22 protein-coding genes are annotated in these 16,889 nt (G+C 68.3%); 11 read left to right on the top strand and 11 right to left on the bottom strand.

What is annotated here, in order from left to right; translation table 11 throughout:
- Positions 1–63: 63 nt before the first annotated feature.
- From AB0M14_RS21595 to AB0M14_RS21565, 7 genes are all read right to left on the bottom strand, one after another.
- Positions 64–744 carry an MspA family porin gene (locus AB0M14_RS21595; RefSeq protein WP_364997599.1) on the bottom strand — a complete coding sequence of 227 codons (681 nt, stop codon included), beginning with the start codon at positions 742–744 and terminating at the stop codon, positions 64–66.
- 60 nt (positions 745–804) lie between these two features.
- Positions 805–1,473: an MspA family porin gene (locus tag AB0M14_RS21590; protein ID WP_364997597.1), complete on the bottom strand. Its 669-nt coding sequence runs from the start codon at positions 1,471–1,473 to the stop codon at positions 805–807.
- 505 nt (positions 1,474–1,978) lie between these two features.
- A complete protein-coding gene (locus AB0M14_RS21585; RefSeq protein ID WP_364998999.1) occupies positions 1,979–2,170 on the bottom strand; it encodes a hypothetical protein in 192 nt (63 codons plus the stop codon).
- Positions 2,167–2,736, bottom strand: coding sequence for a MogA/MoaB family molybdenum cofactor biosynthesis protein (locus tag AB0M14_RS21580; RefSeq protein ID WP_364997595.1), 570 nt, complete (start codon positions 2,734–2,736; stop codon positions 2,167–2,169). The genes AB0M14_RS21585 and AB0M14_RS21580 overlap by 4 nt, the downstream gene beginning before the upstream one ends.
- A 19-nt stretch (positions 2,737–2,755) precedes the next feature.
- A complete protein-coding gene (locus tag AB0M14_RS21575) occupies positions 2,756–4,135 on the bottom strand; it encodes a trypsin-like peptidase domain-containing protein (RefSeq protein WP_364997593.1) in 1,380 nt (459 codons plus the stop codon).
- An 84-nt stretch (positions 4,136–4,219) separates the two neighbouring features.
- Positions 4,220–5,644 (bottom strand): HAMP domain-containing sensor histidine kinase, encoded by a 1,425-nt coding sequence (locus AB0M14_RS21570; RefSeq protein ID WP_364998997.1) that lies wholly within the window; start codon positions 5,642–5,644, stop codon positions 4,220–4,222.
- Positions 5,645–5,720: 76 nt separating this feature from the next.
- Positions 5,721–6,407 carry a response regulator transcription factor gene (locus AB0M14_RS21565; protein WP_364997591.1) on the bottom strand — a complete coding sequence of 229 codons (687 nt, stop codon included), beginning with the start codon at positions 6,405–6,407 and terminating at the stop codon, positions 5,721–5,723.
- A gap of 300 nt (positions 6,408–6,707) precedes the next feature.
- On the opposite strand from AB0M14_RS21565, the gene AB0M14_RS21560 reads away from it, so the two are divergent.
- The 6 genes from AB0M14_RS21560 (at position 6,708) to AB0M14_RS21535 (ending at position 12,574) form a co-directional block, all read left to right on the top strand.
- Positions 6,708–9,278 (top strand): ATP-binding protein, encoded by a 2,571-nt coding sequence (locus AB0M14_RS21560; protein WP_364997589.1) that lies wholly within the window; start codon positions 6,708–6,710, stop codon positions 9,276–9,278.
- The gene (locus tag AB0M14_RS21555) at positions 9,275–9,673 is read left to right on the top strand and encodes a roadblock/LC7 domain-containing protein (protein WP_209887038.1); all 399 of its coding nucleotides are present in this window, start codon (positions 9,275–9,277) and stop codon (positions 9,671–9,673) included. Before AB0M14_RS21560 ends, AB0M14_RS21555 begins: the two co-directional genes overlap by 4 nt.
- A gap of 8 nt (positions 9,674–9,681) precedes the next feature.
- Positions 9,682–10,068 (top strand): DUF742 domain-containing protein, encoded by a 387-nt coding sequence (locus tag AB0M14_RS21550; protein ID WP_364997587.1) that lies wholly within the window; start codon positions 9,682–9,684, stop codon positions 10,066–10,068.
- On the top strand, positions 10,049–10,666 hold the full coding sequence (locus AB0M14_RS21545) for an ATP/GTP-binding protein (RefSeq protein ID WP_364997585.1): 618 nt from the start codon (positions 10,049–10,051) through the stop codon (positions 10,664–10,666). The genes AB0M14_RS21550 and AB0M14_RS21545 overlap by 20 nt, the downstream gene beginning before the upstream one ends.
- On the top strand, positions 10,659–11,438 hold the full coding sequence (locus tag AB0M14_RS21540) for a hypothetical protein (RefSeq protein WP_364997583.1): 780 nt from the start codon (positions 10,659–10,661) through the stop codon (positions 11,436–11,438). The genes AB0M14_RS21545 and AB0M14_RS21540 overlap by 8 nt, the downstream gene beginning before the upstream one ends.
- 167 nt (positions 11,439–11,605) lie before the next feature.
- Positions 11,606–12,574: a DUF1906 domain-containing protein gene (locus AB0M14_RS21535; protein ID WP_364997581.1), complete on the top strand. Its 969-nt coding sequence runs from the start codon at positions 11,606–11,608 to the stop codon at positions 12,572–12,574.
- 261 nt (positions 12,575–12,835) lie between these two features.
- Here AB0M14_RS21535 and rpmF read toward each other — a convergent pair whose 3' ends face one another.
- The 3 genes from rpmF to AB0M14_RS21520 are packed head-to-tail and all read right to left on the bottom strand — an operon-like array spanning position 12,836 to position 14,566.
- On the bottom strand, positions 12,836–13,009 hold the full coding sequence (rpmF, locus tag AB0M14_RS21530; RefSeq protein ID WP_364997579.1) for a 50S ribosomal protein L32: 174 nt from the start codon (positions 13,007–13,009) through the stop codon (positions 12,836–12,838).
- A 1-nt stretch (position 13,010) separates the two neighbouring features.
- Entirely contained in the window at positions 13,011–13,280 is a 270-nt protein-coding gene (locus tag AB0M14_RS21525) for a type B 50S ribosomal protein L31 (RefSeq protein ID WP_364997577.1), read from the bottom strand.
- Positions 13,277–14,566, bottom strand: a complete 1,290-nt coding sequence (locus tag AB0M14_RS21520; protein ID WP_364997575.1) for a GTP-binding protein — start codon at positions 14,564–14,566, stop codon at positions 13,277–13,279. The genes AB0M14_RS21525 and AB0M14_RS21520 overlap by 4 nt, the downstream gene beginning before the upstream one ends.
- A gap of 101 nt (positions 14,567–14,667) precedes the next feature.
- On the opposite strand from AB0M14_RS21520, the gene rpmB reads away from it, so the two are divergent.
- The 4 genes from rpmB to rpsR are packed head-to-tail and all read left to right on the top strand — an operon-like array spanning position 14,668 to position 15,679.
- Positions 14,668–14,904 carry a 50S ribosomal protein L28 gene (rpmB, locus tag AB0M14_RS21515; protein WP_364997573.1) on the top strand — a complete coding sequence of 79 codons (237 nt, stop codon included), beginning with the start codon at positions 14,668–14,670 and terminating at the stop codon, positions 14,902–14,904.
- 9 nt (positions 14,905–14,913) lie between these two features.
- Positions 14,914–15,084, top strand: coding sequence for a 50S ribosomal protein L33 (rpmG, locus tag AB0M14_RS21510; RefSeq protein ID WP_194815936.1), 171 nt, complete (start codon positions 14,914–14,916; stop codon positions 15,082–15,084).
- Between the two features lie 3 nt (positions 15,085–15,087).
- Positions 15,088–15,393: a 30S ribosomal protein S14 gene (gene rpsN, locus AB0M14_RS21505; RefSeq protein WP_364997571.1), complete on the top strand. Its 306-nt coding sequence runs from the start codon at positions 15,088–15,090 to the stop codon at positions 15,391–15,393.
- Positions 15,394–15,424: 31 nt separating this feature from the next.
- Complete coding sequence (rpsR, locus tag AB0M14_RS21500) at positions 15,425–15,679, top strand: 30S ribosomal protein S18 (protein ID WP_011211513.1); 255 nt, start codon at positions 15,425–15,427, stop codon at positions 15,677–15,679.
- Positions 15,680–15,732: 53 nt separating this feature from the next.
- Here the strand turns inward: rpsR and AB0M14_RS21495 are convergent, their stop codons facing one another.
- Entirely contained in the window at positions 15,733–16,272 is a 540-nt protein-coding gene (locus AB0M14_RS21495) for a LysM peptidoglycan-binding domain-containing protein (protein ID WP_364997569.1), read from the bottom strand.
- A 159-nt stretch (positions 16,273–16,431) separates the two neighbouring features.
- Between AB0M14_RS21495 and AB0M14_RS21490 the strand changes: the two genes are divergently transcribed.
- A complete protein-coding gene (locus AB0M14_RS21490) occupies positions 16,432–16,887 on the top strand; it encodes a hypothetical protein (protein WP_364997567.1) in 456 nt (151 codons plus the stop codon).
- The last annotated feature ends 2 nt before the right edge of the window (positions 16,888–16,889 follow it).

The raw sequence follows: 16,889 nt of genomic DNA, 5'->3' as shown, positions 1-16,889 counted from the left end.
AAAAAAGCAGGCCCGCCGCGAAAGCGACGGGCCTGCTCAGGTTTTCCGGTCTGGCGAACCAGATCAGCCGAGGCTGAAGGGGGTGCCCCAGATCGTCACGTACGACATGACGTTGTCGGTCTCGACCTTGACCTTGACGAAGGCACGCGCCTGCGCGTAGCCACCACAGCCGGTCAGGCCGATGGTGGAGTCCGCCCAGCTCACCGAGCCGGTGGTGCCCTTGAAACGGTTGTTCCGCGAGTGCGACTCGTTGCCGAAGTCGTCGGCGACCTCACGGTCGAGGACGTAGAACGTCGCGGACTGGCCGGGGCCGAGCGAGAGCGCCGCGCCACCGGAAGCACTCGGGGTGCCCTTCGCGCCGCCTTCGCCGTCGCTCTCGATGTCGAGACCGGCGCCGCCATCGACACCGACGCCACCGATGTTGACCTGGCAGCCCACGAGGTAGCCCGGGTAGATCCGGCCACCGGCCGAAGCGCCGCCGCCGGACAGCTCGACCGAGGCGGTGCCCGAGGCCCACGCGTTGCGGTGGACCGGGGTAGCGCCCATGGACGGGTTGATGTTCGCGGACTCGTTGAACAGGTTGATGCTCACGACGGTGCCGTCGGACAAGGTCTTGGTCATGGTGGCACCGGGCAGCGGCACGAAGGTATCCGCGTTGGCCGCACCGGTGGAGAACAGGCCCATGGCGACAGCCGCGGCGGCACCCGCGCCGGCAGCCTTCACCAGGTTCTTACGGTTGATCATGTTAGTCCCTCAGGGGTTTAGTGTTCGGCGAGAAGAGGATTCGACGATTCGAAGACGGGGTCAGCCGATGGAGAAGGGCTGGCCGTACAGGGTGGTCTTCGAGTAGTGATCGCCGATGATCTCGACCACGGTGTAGGAACGCGCCTGCGCGTATCCGGCGCAGCCGGTGATGCCGATCAGCATGTCCTCGTACTCGACCGAGTAGACGCCGGCCTTCAGAATGTCCTTCTGCTCGATGGCGACCCAGCCGACCTGGCCGGGGCCCAGGCCCAGGCTGAAGCCGCCGGAGAGGCCGAGGCTGTCCGGCTTGACGCTGACGCCACCGCTGAGGCTGACCGCCTCATCGCCGATGCTGACCTGGCAGCCGACGATGTAGCCGGTGGTGATGGTCGACGCGCCGTGTGTCGAGGAGTTGTTGGTGCCGGGGCTGTTGTCCGCGCCGTTCCAGGGACCGGGCGTGCCTTCCGGAGTAGCGGTCACGTCGGCGGTCGCGTTGCCCGACACTCGCACTTCGCGGGACACACCGTTGTTGGTGATGCCCGGCATGACGACAGCGTGCTCACCCGTGCGGGTAATGGTCACGCCGGGACCCGTCTTCTGGCCGTCCGGCAACGGCACGAAGACATCAGCATTGGCAGCGCCGGTCGAAAACAGACCCATGGCAACGGCCGCGGCAGCACCGGCCACGCCGGCACCGCGACGCAGACCGTTGGTGCGGTTCTCGCTCATACTTCCCCTCATCAGGTTCTAACAGTCAACCTCGACCATCGAGGCTGGATGGTCCTCTCAGGCCCAGCTCAGTTTGTCGTCCGTTTGTTGCCGGTGTGTAACCGACCGTTATTTCGGCGCAACGGCCTTAGCTGGCAACGGAACCGAGCCATGGTTCCGCCGGGTCGGCAACGTTCGTGACGTACCCGGGCCTGTGGGGTCCATAGTTGGGTGGCTCTGGGCGAAGATTAAACCGTAGGTAACAGCGTGGCAACGCGGGCTTTGGTAAAGAACATTGTGATGTAGATCACAGGGTCAAACATCGCCATATCGCTTGACGTGCATAGATGCAGCAGAGAAGGGTCCCGGAACGGGTTAATCAACCATGCGCGGCGCAACAAGGCCATTCGCGGATACGAGTCAGCGCCGTAACGAAATGGCCTGCATCACAGTCGAAATACAAAAACAGTGAGGCAGCCGCGGCCATATATCCGTTCGTAATACGGAGCGCGGCCGTAGATAAAGCTCAACCGTGGTGCGGTGGCACCTGGGAGCGCAGCCAATCATCGGAAGACGATGACGCTTCGGAGTCGTCCCCGCGTTCATCGCGGGTGGTATCGGGAAGGGCGTCGCCGAAAATCTCGGCTAAACGCGCGGCGTCCCTCGCCCGGCGGCGGGCCGGGCGAGGGTCGTCGGAAGAATCGGTGCCGTTGATTATTCGGCCAATCCGGAGAGCTCGCCGATCGCCTTGCTGGCCAGCGGCCCGAGGGTTGCCATGCCATCGCGGATCGCGGCGCGGGTGCCCGGCAGGTTCACGACCAGGGTGCTGCCGGAGATACCGGCGACCCCGCGCGAGAGGCCCGCGTCCAGGGAGCCGGCGACCCGGCCGGAGGCACGCAGCGCCTCGGTGATGCCGAGCAGCTCGCGGTCCAGCACCTGGGCGGTGGCCTCGGGGGTGACATCGCGCGGGGACATCCCGGTGCCGCCCACCGAGATCACCAGGTCGACACCGCCGATCACCGCGGTATTGAGCGCATTACGGATTTCCACCTCGTCGGCCTGCACCGAAACCGATGCGTCGACTAGGAAACCCGCCTCGGTGAGCAGCTCGGTGACCAGCGGTCCGAGCGAGTCCACACCTCCATGCGCCGTCCGATCGTCCACGACCACCACCAGTGCACGCCCCGCCACAGGAGCATCGATTTCCATGCTGCTCACCGTAGCGCCTGCCGCGCCCGGTTCGACGGCTGAGTTGGCAACAGCACTGAGGTCGAGACTCGACATCAACATGACCTTTCCAGCCTTACGCGGGAGCGCCGCTGAGCGTGACCTCGACGGTCTTGGGGTTGTTGCCCTGTTCATCGGTGTAGGTGACCTTCACCTTGTCACCGGGCTGATGCGAGCGGACCGCCGCGATCAGGGCATTGCCGGAATCGATCGGCCGGTCACCGAGTTTGGTGATGACCGAACCCGCCGGGATGCCCGCCTTGGCCGCCGGGCCGTCCGGCGTCGCCTCCAGGACCAGCGCGCGGTCGTCCTCCGGGCGCAGCTTGACACCGATCTGGGCGTAGGTCGCGTGACCGGTCTTGACCAGCTGGTCCGCGACGCGACGGGCCTGATCGACCGGAATCGCGAAGCCGAGACCGATGGAACCGGTCTGCTGACCGGCCATCTCGTTGGCGCCCAGGCTGGCGATGGCGGTGTTGATGCCGATCAGCTTGCCGTCCGAATCGACCAGCGCACCACCGGAATTACCGGGGTTGATGGCCGCGTCGGTCTGGATCGCGTCGATCACCGGGTTCGGCGTATTCGGGCTCGAGGTGCCCTCGCCGCTGGTGGAGACCGGGCGATTCAGCGCGGACACGATGCCGGTGGTGACGGTGCCGGCCAGGCCGAGCGGCGAGCCGATGGCGATGGCGGACTGACCCACCTGCAGATCCGCGGAATTGCCGAATTCGATCGGAGTCAAGCCGGTCTTCTCGGCCTTGATCACCGCCAGGTCGGAGACCGGGTCGGCGCCGACCATGGTGGCCGGAGCCGTGCTGCCGTCGCTGAAGACGACCTCCATCTTGGAGCCCGCGCCCGCGCCCGCGGCCACGTGGTTGTTGGTCAGGATCAGGCCGTCCGAGGACAGGATCACGCCTGAACCCTCGCCTTCGGCGCGATTGCTGGCGACCTTGATCATCACCACGCTGGGCACGACTTTCTGCGCCACCGCCTGGACCGATCCGGCGGGTGCGTTCGACACGTCCTTGACCTTCGGGCGGGGTGCGTCCAGCGCGTTGGTGACCGAGGTGCCCGAGCCGTCCCGATGGGTGACCGCCGCGCCCACCACGCCGCCGATGCCGCCACTGACCAGTGCCAGCGCCACCGCGCCCGCCACCAGGCTGGTGCGCAGCGGCTTACGCGGCTGCTGCGGCGCCGGGAAGCCGTAGGGGGCACCGGGGTGCGGCGGGTTCGGATATCCGGGCGCAGCAGCGTATTCCGGGCCCGATTCCGGGCCCGGGAACGGCTGGGCCTGGTAATGCGGCATCGAATACTGTCCGGTGGAATACGGACCGGATTGCGTATAGGGCTGGGAAGATGTGCCCCAACCGGTCTGGCCCGAATTCTCCGGGTGCGCGCCCTGGTTGTGCCCGGTCGGCTGCGGACCGCTGGTACCGGCTTTTTCTTCCTCGGTCATGGCTTCTCGTTTCTCCCTAGCGTCTGCGACCTACCTTGGCGGCGACGGATAAGAGTGGACTGAGATCCTGCTTTGACCCTGCTTTCAGTTTTCCGAGAGGTCCGCGGCGGCGTCGTCCATTTCCGGCAGCACGCCCGGCGCAGCCCCCTCACCAGGTAACACAATACGGATCAGCGCGCCGCCCCGGTCGGAAGTGTCGATGGTGATGGTGCCGCCGTGTTTGGTGACGACTTGTTTGACGATGGCCAATCCGAGGCCCGACCCGGGCATGGAACGCGCGGCGGTGGTCCGATAGAAGCGTTCGAAAACCAGCTCGCGTTCGGCGGCCGGAATTCCATGACCGGCATCGTCGACGGCGAGTTCCAAAAGTCCGCGCCCGGTCTCGCGCATGGCGACATGCACCTGCGCACCGGCCGGACTCCATTTCGCCGCATTGTCGAGCACGTTCAGGACCGCGCGTTCCAGGCCCGCCTCGTGGCCGTACATGAACCACGGGCGCAGTTCGGCCACGAATTCGATGGAGCCGCGCCGCCGCCGCGCCCGTTCCAGCGCGCGTTCGGTGACCTCGCCGAGATCGATCCGGTCGTAGACGGTTTCGGGGGCGTCCTCGCGGGCCAGGTCGACCAGGTCGCCGACCAGCTGGGACAGCTCCTCGATCTGGGCCACCACGTCCGAGCGCAGCTCGGCCATGTCCTCCTCGGGGATGCTCGGGGCGCCCGGGCGGCTGGAGGCGATCAACAGCTCCATATTGGTGCGCAACGAGGTGAGCGGCGTCTTGAGCTCGTGCCCGGCGTCGGCGACCAGGCGGCGCTGCCGGTCCCGGGATTCCGCGAGCGCGCGCAGCATGGTGTTGAAACTCTCGGTGAGCCGGGCCAATTCGTCGTCGCCGGTGACCGGGATCGGGGTCAGGTCGTCGGTGCGGGCGATCCGCTCGGTAGCCGAGGTGAGCCGGGCGATGGGCCGTAAACCGGTGCGGCCCACCGCGGTACCGGCGGCCGCGGCCAGCACGACACCGCACCCGCCGACCACGAACAGCAGCCAGGCCAGCCGGTCGAGCACCTCCCGGGTCGGCTCCAGGCGTTGCGAAATGATCAGCGTCGCGCCGGAATTCGTCGGCATCGCCAGCACCCGCTGGTTGTGCACGGTACGCAGCGAGGAGGCCAGTTTGCCGTCGGCGACCGCGAGTTCCTGGCTGCCGACCGGCGGAACCGTCTGCTGTGGTGGCATATACGGCTTGTGGTCGGCGAAAATCAGGGCCACGCCGACGTCATTGGAGAACAAGCCCGCCAGCACGATGGACTGGAAGCCCAGATTCTCGAAATTGTTGTTGATCATCGTCTCGGCGCGCGCCTTCAGCTGCGAGTCGACGTCGTTGTACAGCGCCCGCTCCACCATCGCGTAGGCGGCGATGGAGGTGACGGCGACCGCGATGGCCACCACCGAGGCGGCGAGCAAGGTCACCCGCCACCGCAGCGACACCGACCGGGTCAGCGGCATCGGCGCGCGCATCTCCGCGTCGTGCGGGCGCTGGCCGAGCGTGGCGACCACCGGGCGACGGGGAATACTTCGTGCCATGACTCCAGGCCTACGGAGGGGTCTCGCGCAGCACGTAACCGACGCCGCGCACGGTGTGGATCAGCCGAGGTTCACCCTCGGCCTCGGTCTTGCGGCGCAGGTAGCCGATGTAGACCTCGAGCGCGTTGCCGGAGGTCGGGAAGTCGTAACCCCACACCTCCTCCAGGATCCGGCTGCGGGTCAGCACCCGGCGCGGGTTCGCCATCAGCATTTCCAGCAGCGAGAACTCGGTGCGGGTCAGGCTGATCGAGCGGCTGTCGCGCCACACCTCGCGGGTGACCGGGTCCAGCGACAGATCGGCGAACCGCATCGCCTCGGAGGCTTCCTCGGAGTCGGTGGCGCGGCGGCGCAGCAGCGCCCGCAACCGGGCCAGCAGTTCCTCCAGCGCGAACGGCTTCGGCAGATAGTCGTCGGCGCCCGCGTCCAGGCCCGCGACCCGTTCGGAGACCGAATCCCGGGCCGTGAGAACCAGAATCGGCAGATCGTCACCGGTGCTGCGCAGGCGGCGGCAAACTTCCAGGCCGTCCATGCGCGGCATCATCACATCGAGAACGAGGGCGTCGGGTCGTTGCGCGGCGGCCTTCTCCAGGGCATCGACACCGTCCACCGCGAGGTCGACGGTATAGCCGTTGAAGGTCAGCGACCGGCGCAGCGATTCCCGGACGGCGCGATCGTCGTCGACTACCAGAATGCGCATGCGACCAGTTTGGCCCTAACGACTGAGAGGGCACTGAGAGGGGCGGTATCGACACGCCGGGCAGCTCTGGACATCCTTCAGCAAACCTCCGATCGTGTGCCGGACTCCGGCCGACCGAAAACCACTCTGCCCGTGCGGCATTGCTGGCTCGAGCCTGCCGCTGGTTTCAATTGCCGCTAGTGACCGGACACGGTATGTTTCACGTGCCATTTAACAAGACCTCTGGTTGGTTATGGACAGGCACCGCTGCCGAATGTGAGCCGGGGGACCTAATCGAGAGAGCTGAGGGATAGAGGCGGGATGGAAGCTGCACCGCGATCCTGGCAGGCGATTTTCTCCAACTGGTCGGTTGCCCGCAAGGTCGCCATCGCGCTGCTCCCACCCGTGATCTTGGCCATGTCCTTCGCAGTGCTGCGCGTCGACAACCATCTGGATGGCATGCAGCAGGTGCGCCAGGCCAGCGAGTACAACGCCGCCGTCCACCAGATCATCGAATTCGCCGGAGCCACCGCGGAATTGGCGTCGACCGCGGTGAGTACCGCCGGCACCGACCCGGCCACCGACCCCCGGATCGTCAAGGCCAACACCCGCTTGGATCGCGCGATCGCCGATCTGGAATCGGTGCTGCGCCTGCCTAAAGTCCATCCCCAGCTGGTCCGCGAAATGAATGAGGCGATCACCGGGGCGAAGTCGATGCGGGACAAGGCCCGCACCACGCCGCCGGCCGATCTGGCCACGCAGCTCGACTGGATCCTGACCTTCGTCGACAAGGCCATGGCCACCTCCGACGGCGTGACCTCCGGCTACAACGGCGCGCAGCGCTACATGCTGCAGGTCACCTCGCTGGTCGCCGCGCGCCGCATCTTCGCGCAGGAACAGCTGATCATCGGCATGCTCACCTCGGGCAAGACCACTCCCGCCGAGCAAAGCCAGCTGGCCGGCCGGTTGCTGACCGTGATCGGCTCGGAGCTGGCCATGATCCGGGCCTACGACCAGACCAATCCCGACGACGCCCCGCACAACGACAAGCTGGTCTCGGGCGCGATGACCCGGCTGCAGACCGTCGCCGATCCGGCCCGGTCCGCCGAGCTGGTGGAATCGATGCGCACCAGTTCCGCCACCTACGAACTGGCCTCGACCGAACGGGCGCGAGCCGTCGAGCGGGTGCTGGGCGCCGCCTTGACCAGCGCCCGCACCGACGCGATGCGCGACACCTCGATCATCATCGGCACCCTGCTGGCCGGCCTGGCGCTGGCGCTGTGGGTGGCTCAGGCCCTGGTCATGTCGATCCGCCGACTACGCCACGACGTGCTCGACACCGCGCACGTCCGGCTACCCGAGGAATTGGCGCTTGTCTATTCCGGCGGCACCGCCCCGCAGATCACCCCGGTCGGCGTCACCGGCCGCGACGAGATCGGGCAGCTCGCCCGCGCCGTCGACGAAATGCACGAACAGGCCCTCAATCTCGCGGCGCTCCGACTACAGATCGGCAAGATGTTCGAGACGCTGTCCCGGCGCAGCCAGTCGCTGGTGGAACAGCAGCTGACCCTGATCGAGGAACTCGAGCGCAACGAAGAGGACCCGATCCGCCTGCAGAGCATGTTCCGGCTCGATCACCTGGCCACCCGCATGCGCCGCAATGGCGACAATCTGCTGGTGCTGGCCGGCACCCCGTTGCGCCGCGGTCATCTGGAGCCGGTCGGCCTCTCGGACATGCTCTGGAGCGCGATCTCCCAGGTCGAGGACTATCAAAGGGCCGAAATCGGCGCCGTGCCCACCGGTGTCGTCGCCGGTGCGGCCGCGGTCGACATCGAGCACCTGCTCGCCGAGCTGATCGACAACGCGCTGCGGTACTCCCCGCCGGACCGCCGGGTCGGGGTCGGCGTGGGCCGCACGATGGACGGCGGCTACCTGATCGAGATCACCGACCGCGGACTGGGCATGTCCGAGGAGGACCTGGAGGCCGCCAACTACCGCCTCGCCTCCGGCGGCCAGGTCAACTTCGAGACCGCCCGCCGCATGGGCCTTTTCGTGGTCTCCAATCTCTCGGCCCGGCACGGCATCCAGGTCAGCCTGCGCCGGACCACCTCGACCACCGACGGCACCGGCATCACCGCCGCGGTGCATCTGCCCGCGCGCCTGGTCTCGCTGCCCGAGTCCGATCACCCGACCGCGCCCGTGGTGCCGTTGCAGACCTCGACGCTGCCGCACCTGCAACCGGTCCCCGATCCGGAACCGGCCGAGGCGCCCGCTCCGCCGCAGCTCACCGCCTCCGGTCTGCCGCGCCGGTTACCGCTGCCGCCGGACCCGGAACCCGAGCCCGCCGCCGAACCCGCGCCCGAGATCTCGACCCCGGCCGGTTACGAGTCCCGCTTCGGCCTGGACGCGGTGCCGCGCCACATCGAGCCGGTGACCGACCCGGCCCCGACCGCGGCGCTGCACCCGGTCGCCGACGAGCCCGAGCCCGAACCCGAGCCGGAGAGCACCTTCGGCCCACCGATTTTCGAGCCGGTGCCCGCCGATCCGGATGACGGCGGCGGCGCCGCGCCGATCTACCAGCGCATGGTCTCGGAGTGGCTGGTGGACTCGGCGGCCTCGGATTCCTCGGGCGCGCAATGGAGCTCGCCCGCCGACTCCGGCTGGCAGGCCGCGGCCGAAGCCAGCACCCCGGCCTCCTCGGGCCGGACCCGTGGCGGTCTGCCGATCCGCAGGCCCGGCGCTCAGCTGGTTCCCGGCAGCGTCGACCCGAGTGCCGAGTCCGGAATCCGGGACCCGGAAGAGATCCGCGAGAACCTGACCCGCCACCTGAACGGCGTCTTCAGCGGTCGCCGCGCCGCCGACGCCCAACACGAACATGGGGAATTTGTATGAGTGAATCCAACAACGCCAATCTCAACTGGCTGGTCGCGCGGTTCGCTCGCGAAGTACCCGGCGTCTCGCACGCGGTCCTGGTCTCCGCGGACGGGTTGCTCCAGGCCACCAGCGACAATCTGCCGGAGGAGCGCGCCGAGCAGCTCGCCGCCATCACCGCCGGCCTGGCCAGCCTGGCCACCGGTGCGGTGCAGCTGTTCGACGGCGGCAAGGTGATGCAGTCGATCGTGGACATGCAGCGCGGCTATCTGCTGGTGATGAGCGTCGGCACGGCTTCGCATCTCGCGGTGCTGGCCACCAAGCAGCACGACATCGGCCGGATCGGCTACGAGATGGCCCTGCTCGTCGACCGGGTCGGGACGGTCATTCAGGCCACCGCCCGATCTACCGTGTGAGTCCGCCTGTGCCCAGCCCTGTCGACCCGTACAGCACTGGCGAGTCGCCGCGCCGGCCTGGCCGGGTGCGGCCCTACGCCCTCACCGGAGGACGCACCGCCTCCGCTGTCGATCTGCCGCTGGAGGCGGTGATCGAGACGGTGTCCTTTCCGTCCTACCCGACCTGGCCCGCCGGCGATATCCGGATGGAAATCCTGCACCTCGGTACCCAGCGGCTGTCCGTCGCCGAGATCGCGGGCCGCCTGGAGCGCCCGCTCGGGCTGGTCCGGGTGATGATCGGCGATCTCGTGGTCGCCGGTTCCCTGCGCGTGCATTCGACCTTGACCGACGACGCGAGTTACGACGAGCGCCGTGCCCTGATGGAGAGGACCCTGCGTGGAATCCGCGCCCTTTAGCACTTTCGGGCTCGAAGAAGCCCGCACCGCGTCGACCAAGATCGTCATCGCGGGCGGATTCGGCGCCGGCAAGACGACTTTCGTCGGCGCGGTCTCCGAGATCGTGCCGCTGCGTACCGAAGCGCTGGTCACCGACGCCTCCGATGGCGTGGACGACCTGGCGGCCACCCCGGACAAGACCACCACCACGGTGGCCATGGACTTCGGCCGGATCATCCTGCCGAACAACATGGTGCTGTACCTGTTCGGTACGCCGGGGCAGCGCCGGTTCTGGTTCATGTGGGACGACCTGGTGCGCGGCGCGATCGGCGCGGTCGTCCTGGTGGACACCCGCCGGATCGAGGACAGTTTCGCGCCCGTCGACTATTTCGAGTCGCGCAAGCTGCCGTTCCTGGTGGCGATCAACCGGTTCCCCGGCGCGCCGCGGTTCCCGCTGAACGAGGTGCGTGAGGCGCTGTCGATCCGGGAGGGCGTGCCGATCATCGATATCGACGCGCGCAGCGCCGAGGAGGTGCGGCGCACGCTGGCCGCGATCACCGAGTACGCCCTGATGCGGTTGACCGCACAGGAATTCGAGCGGACCGGCCGGCATGTCTGAGATCGACTACTTCGCCATGGGCAACTGGATGCTCGGGCTGGCCTTCGGGGTGTCCGCGCTCGGCACGCTGATCGGCCTGATCTGCATCCGGCACGCGGGCACGCCGGACATCTCGGCGCGGGCCGCGCTGGGCTGGCTGACCGTGGGCGCGACCTCGATCGGCGGGATCGGCTTCTGGCTGGCGAGTCTGGTGCTGCTGCTGGGCTTCTCGGTGTCGGACAGTCCGGTGCGCTACGAGGTCGGCCCGATCGCCGCGGCGCTGGCGCCGGCCACCCTGGGCTGCCTGCTCGGCCTGGTGCTCGCCGGGAACCGGTCCCAGCTGACCCGCTCGCTGGCCGGCGGCGCGATCGCGGCGCTCGGGCTGGTGACCACGGTGATGCTGGGCGTGCACGCGGTACGCGTGCGTGGCACGGTCACCGTGTCGACCTGGCCGCTGTACTTCGTCGGGGTGGTCGCGGTGCTCGGCTTCGTCGGCGCGCTGTGGTTGACGCTGACCTACCGCGAATCGGTGCGGGCACGGGTGGGCGCGGCGCTGCTGGCCGGGGCGACCGTGGTGGCCGCGCAAGTGCTGGCGATGTCCGCGATCGAGGTCGATATCGAGCCGGGCGTGCCGGTGCCCAACGGCATCGAGCTGTTCGACTTCGCCTATCCGGCGTTCGTGGTGGGACTGCTGACCTTGGCGGTCCCGATCGCCGCGGTGCTGCTGGCGCCGCTGCGCCGTCCGTTCGAGTCCACGCTGACCGACGAGACGCCGCTGGCCCAGCCGGGCTGACCTGCCCGAAACAGCGCAGGTCGACACAACCGAGCGGGGCGAAGTCGCGCGTGTCGGCACGGCCGGGCGCGACATATCGGGCGAAGTCGCGCGTGTCGGCACGGCCGGGCGCGACATATCGGGCGAAGTCGCGCGACCGCGTGCGGGCGCGACTTACAGTGGGAGACATGCGGTTCGGGCTGGACTATGCGGGTGGGCGTCCGGGCGGTGCGGCGATCCGGGCGGCCGGATTCGATTTCGTGGTGCGTTATCTCAGCTCGGGCGGGCCGACGCTGCCGGGCAAGCTGCTCACGCCCGCCGAGGCGGATGACCTTCGGGCGCACGGCGTTTCGATCGCGTCGAATTGGGAGACCACGGCCGATCGGATGCTCGACGGCTACGAGGCGGGCGCGCTGGACGCGGAACTGGGCCTGGCGCAGGTGCTGCGCTGTGGCGGACGGACCGACCGGCCGATCTATTTCTCGGTGGATTTCGATGCCACGCCGCAGCAGCAGGTCCCGATCAACGCCTACCTGGACGGCGCGGCGACGGTGCTCGGCCGCGCGAATGTCGGTATCTACGGCGGATATTGGCCGTTGCGCCGGGCGCTGGATTCCGGGCACGCGCTGTGGGCGTGGCAGACCGATGCCTGGTCGGGCGGAAATGTGGAGTCGCGCCGCAATATTCATCAGACGCTGGAGCAGCGGGTGGTGGGCGGGGTGCTCTGTGATGTGAATGTCGCCGAGACCGTGGATTTCGGGCAGTGGGATTTCGTACAGGAGGAGCCTGACGTGACGCCGGAACAAGACGAAGTGCTGCGGGACATCCAGATTCAGTTGCGCGGGCCGGGCCTGGCCGGGTGGCCGCAGCTCGGCACCGACGCCGAGGGGCGGAATCTGACGCTGGTCGACGGCGTGGCTTCGGCGCTGCGCCGGATCGACGAGCTGGAGGGCGATACCGAGGCGTTGCGGACGCAGGTCAGCGAATTGGAGGCGACGACCGCGGAGCTGGTGGAAGAGGTGCGGCGGTTGGAGGGGCCGCGCTGGCCCTGGCCGCTGTCCTTGATCGAAGGACCGGCGGCAGCCGTGGGTTCCCGGCTCGAATCGCTGATCCCTGACCTACCCGGACTGCCCGGCCAAGGCGATCGGGCCAGATAGCAAGTCGACGGGGCGCCAATTTTGGCGATGAGCGGGTTCTCTCGGTTGCCCGGGAGAACCCGCCCTCGCGAATGAATGTACCGGCGGCACGACACGATTTCATCACTGCATTGGGACTTTTACGGTCACCAAAAACCAACTCCCAGTACGCAATTCCCCCCATGGTTATCGGTCCGCTAGCTGGGCTTTCGGAAAAACTCCAGGTGATTTCTCCGCCATCAATAGCTGACCGATAGCCATCATCGGACCGGGCTGGTTGGCCTACAGTCGCGCCGGATCGACCAGGCCGAGTTGCACCGCCTTGACCAGTCGGCGCGGCACCTTGTGCGCCACACCGCCGACCTTGACCTCGACCAGATCCGGCGCGGTCGCCTTCCACTGGGCCCGGCGACTGCGGGTGTTGGACCGCGACATCCGCCGCTTCGGAACCGCCATGTCAGTTCTCCTTGCTCGCGCGCGGCGCGCGGCGGCCGTACTTGCGTTCGAACTTCTCCACCCGGCCCTGGGTGTCCATGACGCGGTGGGTGCCGGTCCAGAACGGGTGCGAGTCCGAGGTCACGTCCACCACCAGCAGCGGGTAGTTGTGGCCGTCCGCCCACTCGACGGTGCGCGCGCTGGTCGCGGTCGAACGGGTCAGAAACCGCTTGCCGGTGCTCTGATCCTCGAACACCACGGGGTGGTAGTCCGGATGAATTCCTGCTTTCACTTACCTTCTCCTCTCTGAGAATTCGACGGCGCGGGGTCCAATTCCGGATCCGCGCACGGGTCTTGGTGCCAGTCGCCGAACGGGTCCTCCCACTGCGCCACCCGTTCGGGCGCGCGCTCGACCAGGCGCAGTTCGTCGTCCTCCACCAGCGCCCAGTGCAGGGCGTGGCGGATATCGGCGGGATCGGCGTCGTGCGCCAGGATCACCAGCGAGATGTCGCGGTCGCCGAAGGTCTCGTCCCAGCGCAGCGCCGCGAGCGCGCGCCGGGCCGGATCCGCCTGCGCCACTTCGTCCGCCGGCATCGCGGCGAGCCAGCGACCGGCGCCGCCGACCCGCAGGCCGCCGCCCGCGGACTCCAGCCACACCACCTCGTCCGGCTGGGTGGCCAGCCACATCCGGCCGCGCGCGGTGACCACGCCGTCGAACAGCACGTCCAGGGCTTCGTGCAGCCGTTCCGGGTGGAACGGCCGGCTCGCCGCGAACTCGATGAGCGTCACGCCGTGCTCGGTGCCCAGCGGCGGCTGGCCGCGCAACAGCGGCGCGTGCGCGTCGAAGGTCCGGCCGCGCCGCGCGTCGGCGGGGATCCGGCCCAGCAGCTGTTCGATCTCGGCGGGGCCGACGGTGGCGAGGTCGTCGGTCCAGCAGACCGGCGCGTCCGGCACCAGCCGGGCCAGCACCTCCGCGAGCCGGGCCTGTTCCAGGGCGTCGACGGCGGGACCGAGCGCCACCAGGGCGTCGGCGAAATCGACCTGCCCGACGGCCACCTGCGCGACCGTGCGGTCGTCGTCGGCGGCCGCCAACCCCCGCTCGGCGAGGCTTTCGTCACCGGTGGCATCGGCCAGCCAGGTCTGGGTGTCCAGGCAGGTCAGCACGGCTTCGACGCGCACATCACGACCGGCCGGGCCGTCCACGCGGCCGACGATCCCGGTGACCACGACGCCCTCGATGGCCTGGCACACGGCTTCGGCCTCGAAGGCCGGATCCAGTGCCAGCACAATGCGATCCACCGAATCCCGGGCCGACAGCCGGCACAGCAGCGGCAGCAGGTCGGCGCGCAGCGTGCAGGAGACGCAGCCGTGCGCCAGTTCCAGCACCTCGGTGCATTCCCGGCCGTCCTGCCACACCGTGCGCCGCACGATGCCTTCGCGTAGCTCGCTCAGCTCGTGCCGGACGACGACCGTGCCGGCCCGCGCCCGCAATGCGGCGGCGAGCTGGTCCACACCCGCGGTGGCCCGTCCCGCGAAGCCCGCGATCAGCACGACCGGCGTGCGTTCGAGAACAGCCACCGGAACTCCTTTCGACAACGATTTCCATTAACCGAGGAGCAACGGTACAGTCTGAATCAGTCGTTGTCGAAAATGATTGTCATCTACTGGAGGGAGCCCGCATGTCGGCCCATTGCCAGGTCACCGGGCGTAAGCCCGGCTTCGGCAAGTCCGTGTCGCACTCGCACAAGCGGACCAACCGGCGCTGGAACCCCAATATCCAGCGCAAGACCTACTACCTGCCCAGCGAGGATCGGCGCGTCACGCTGACCGTCTCCACCAAGGGCATCAAAACCATCGACCGGGACGGCATCGAGGCGGTCGTCGCCCGCCTGCGCGCCCGCGGCGAGAAGATCTAGGAGCGCGCGATGGCCTCGAAATCGACCGAGCTGCGGCCGATCGTCAAGCTGAAGTCCACCGCGGGCACCGGCTACACCTACGTCACGCGCAAGAACCGGCGCAACGACCCCGACCGCATGGTGCTGAAGAAATACGACCCCGTCGTGCGCAAGCACGTGGACTTCCGCGAGGAGCGCTGATCTATGGCCAAGAAATCCAAGATCGCGCGCAATGAACAGCGCCGGGAAGTGGTGGCGCGCTACGCGGCTCGCCGCGCCGAACTCAAGGAACTGATCCGCAAGCCGGGCACGCCGGAGGACCGGCGGTCCGAGGCGCAGGCCGCGTTGCAGCGGCTGCCCAGGGACGCCAGTCCGGTAAGATTGCGCAATCGGGACGCCGCGGACGGACGTCCGCGCGGTCACCTCCGGAAGTTCGGACTCTCCCGTGTGCGTGTGCGCGAGATGGCCCATCGGGGCGAACTCCCCGGTGTGAGCAAGTCGAGCTGGTAAAAGTACCGATCCCGCAGAAGGAAACCCGGAAATGGCAGTCAAGCGAGCACCCTCGAAGAAGGTTCGCGCCGAACAGGCCCGGCGCCCGAAGAAGAACCCGCTCATCGCCGCGGGGATCGAAACCGTCGACTACAAAGACGTGAACCTGTTGCGCACCTTCATCTCCGACCGCGGCAAGATCCGCAGCCGCCGCGTCACCGGACTGACCCCGCAGCAGCAGCGGCAGGTCGCCGTCGCGGTCAAGAACGCGCGCGAAATGGCGCTGCTTCCGTTCACCAGCCGGTAGGCGGACAGACGAGAGGGCCCCGAAGGGATTCGGGGCCCTCTCGCCGTTTCCGGCTACGGGATCTTCAGCTCCTGGCCGGGCTGAATCGAGTCCGGGTTGGCGACGCCGCTGGCGTCGGCGATCTCCTGGAAGCGGTTGCCGTCACCGAGGAAACGCTCGGCGATCGCCCACATGGTGTCGCCCGGCTCCACGGTGTAGGACCGGCCGCCGCCCTCGGCCGCCGGCGGCGCGGCGGGCGCCTCGGCCGCGATCGGGTTGTCGGTCTTGGTGTCGGTGGCCCAGACCGCGCCGCCGTCCGCGCCGTACAGGACGACGTTGCGGTCCGCCTGCACCGTCAGCCGGTCGACACTCTTGCCGTTGGTCTCGGTGGACCAGGCCGCCGCACCATCACCCTTGTAGAGCACGAAGTTGCCGTCCGGCTGCAAGACGGCCTTCTGCACGTCCTGGCCGTGCGTCTGAGCGGCCCACACGACATTGCCGTCCGGCTCCGAGAGCACCAGGTTGCCGTCCGGTTGCAGTGTCAGGGTGTACGCACCGTTCGTCAGAGATTGGCCGAGCCCGAGTTCTTCGCCAACGCGCAGCGTGTCGCCCATGATGGTCCTTTCGCCGAATGAGGAATGCAGCCCACAGCGATGCCCGCCCGCTTCCGGCGTGCATCGGGGCGAATCTAACGCGGGTCCGAAGCCGGGCCGGGGATTCCGACCCGCGATTTGCCGAAAATTGACCAACCCGCCTCGATTAAGCTCGGCCGCATGCATCGGATGCCGGGAGCCCGCCTGTTCATCGCCGCCGTCGCGCTGGCCGTCCCCCTGACGGGGTGCGGCGGTTCCGACGACACCGGCGGACAACAGAACTCGAGCGCGACGAGCACCGCCGCCGCCGCGACACCGACCGAAGCCACCAGTCCCGAGCCCGGCAAGCTCTTCACCGCCGACCCCACCATCGTTGGCGCACACCCGATTCCGTTCACCTCGTGGTCCCGGCTCGGGGCCGACCGGATCGCGATCAACTTCCAGACCGGCAACCCCGCGTGCTACGGCGTGGACGCCACCACCACCGAAACCGGCAAGGCCGTCACCATCGAGCTGCGGTCCGGCTCCCGGGCCGACGCGGTCGGGCGCATGTGCACGATGGACGCCATCTTCGGGACGCTGGAAATCCAGCTGAAGGCGCCGCTGGGTGATCGGAAAGTGCTGAGCGCGGCCTGATT

It is taken from the genome of Nocardia sp. NPDC051832, assembly GCF_040681285.1.
Lineage (GTDB): Bacteria > Actinomycetota > Actinomycetes > Mycobacteriales > Mycobacteriaceae > Nocardia.
This window is presented reverse-complemented; position numbering and strand designations above follow the sequence as displayed.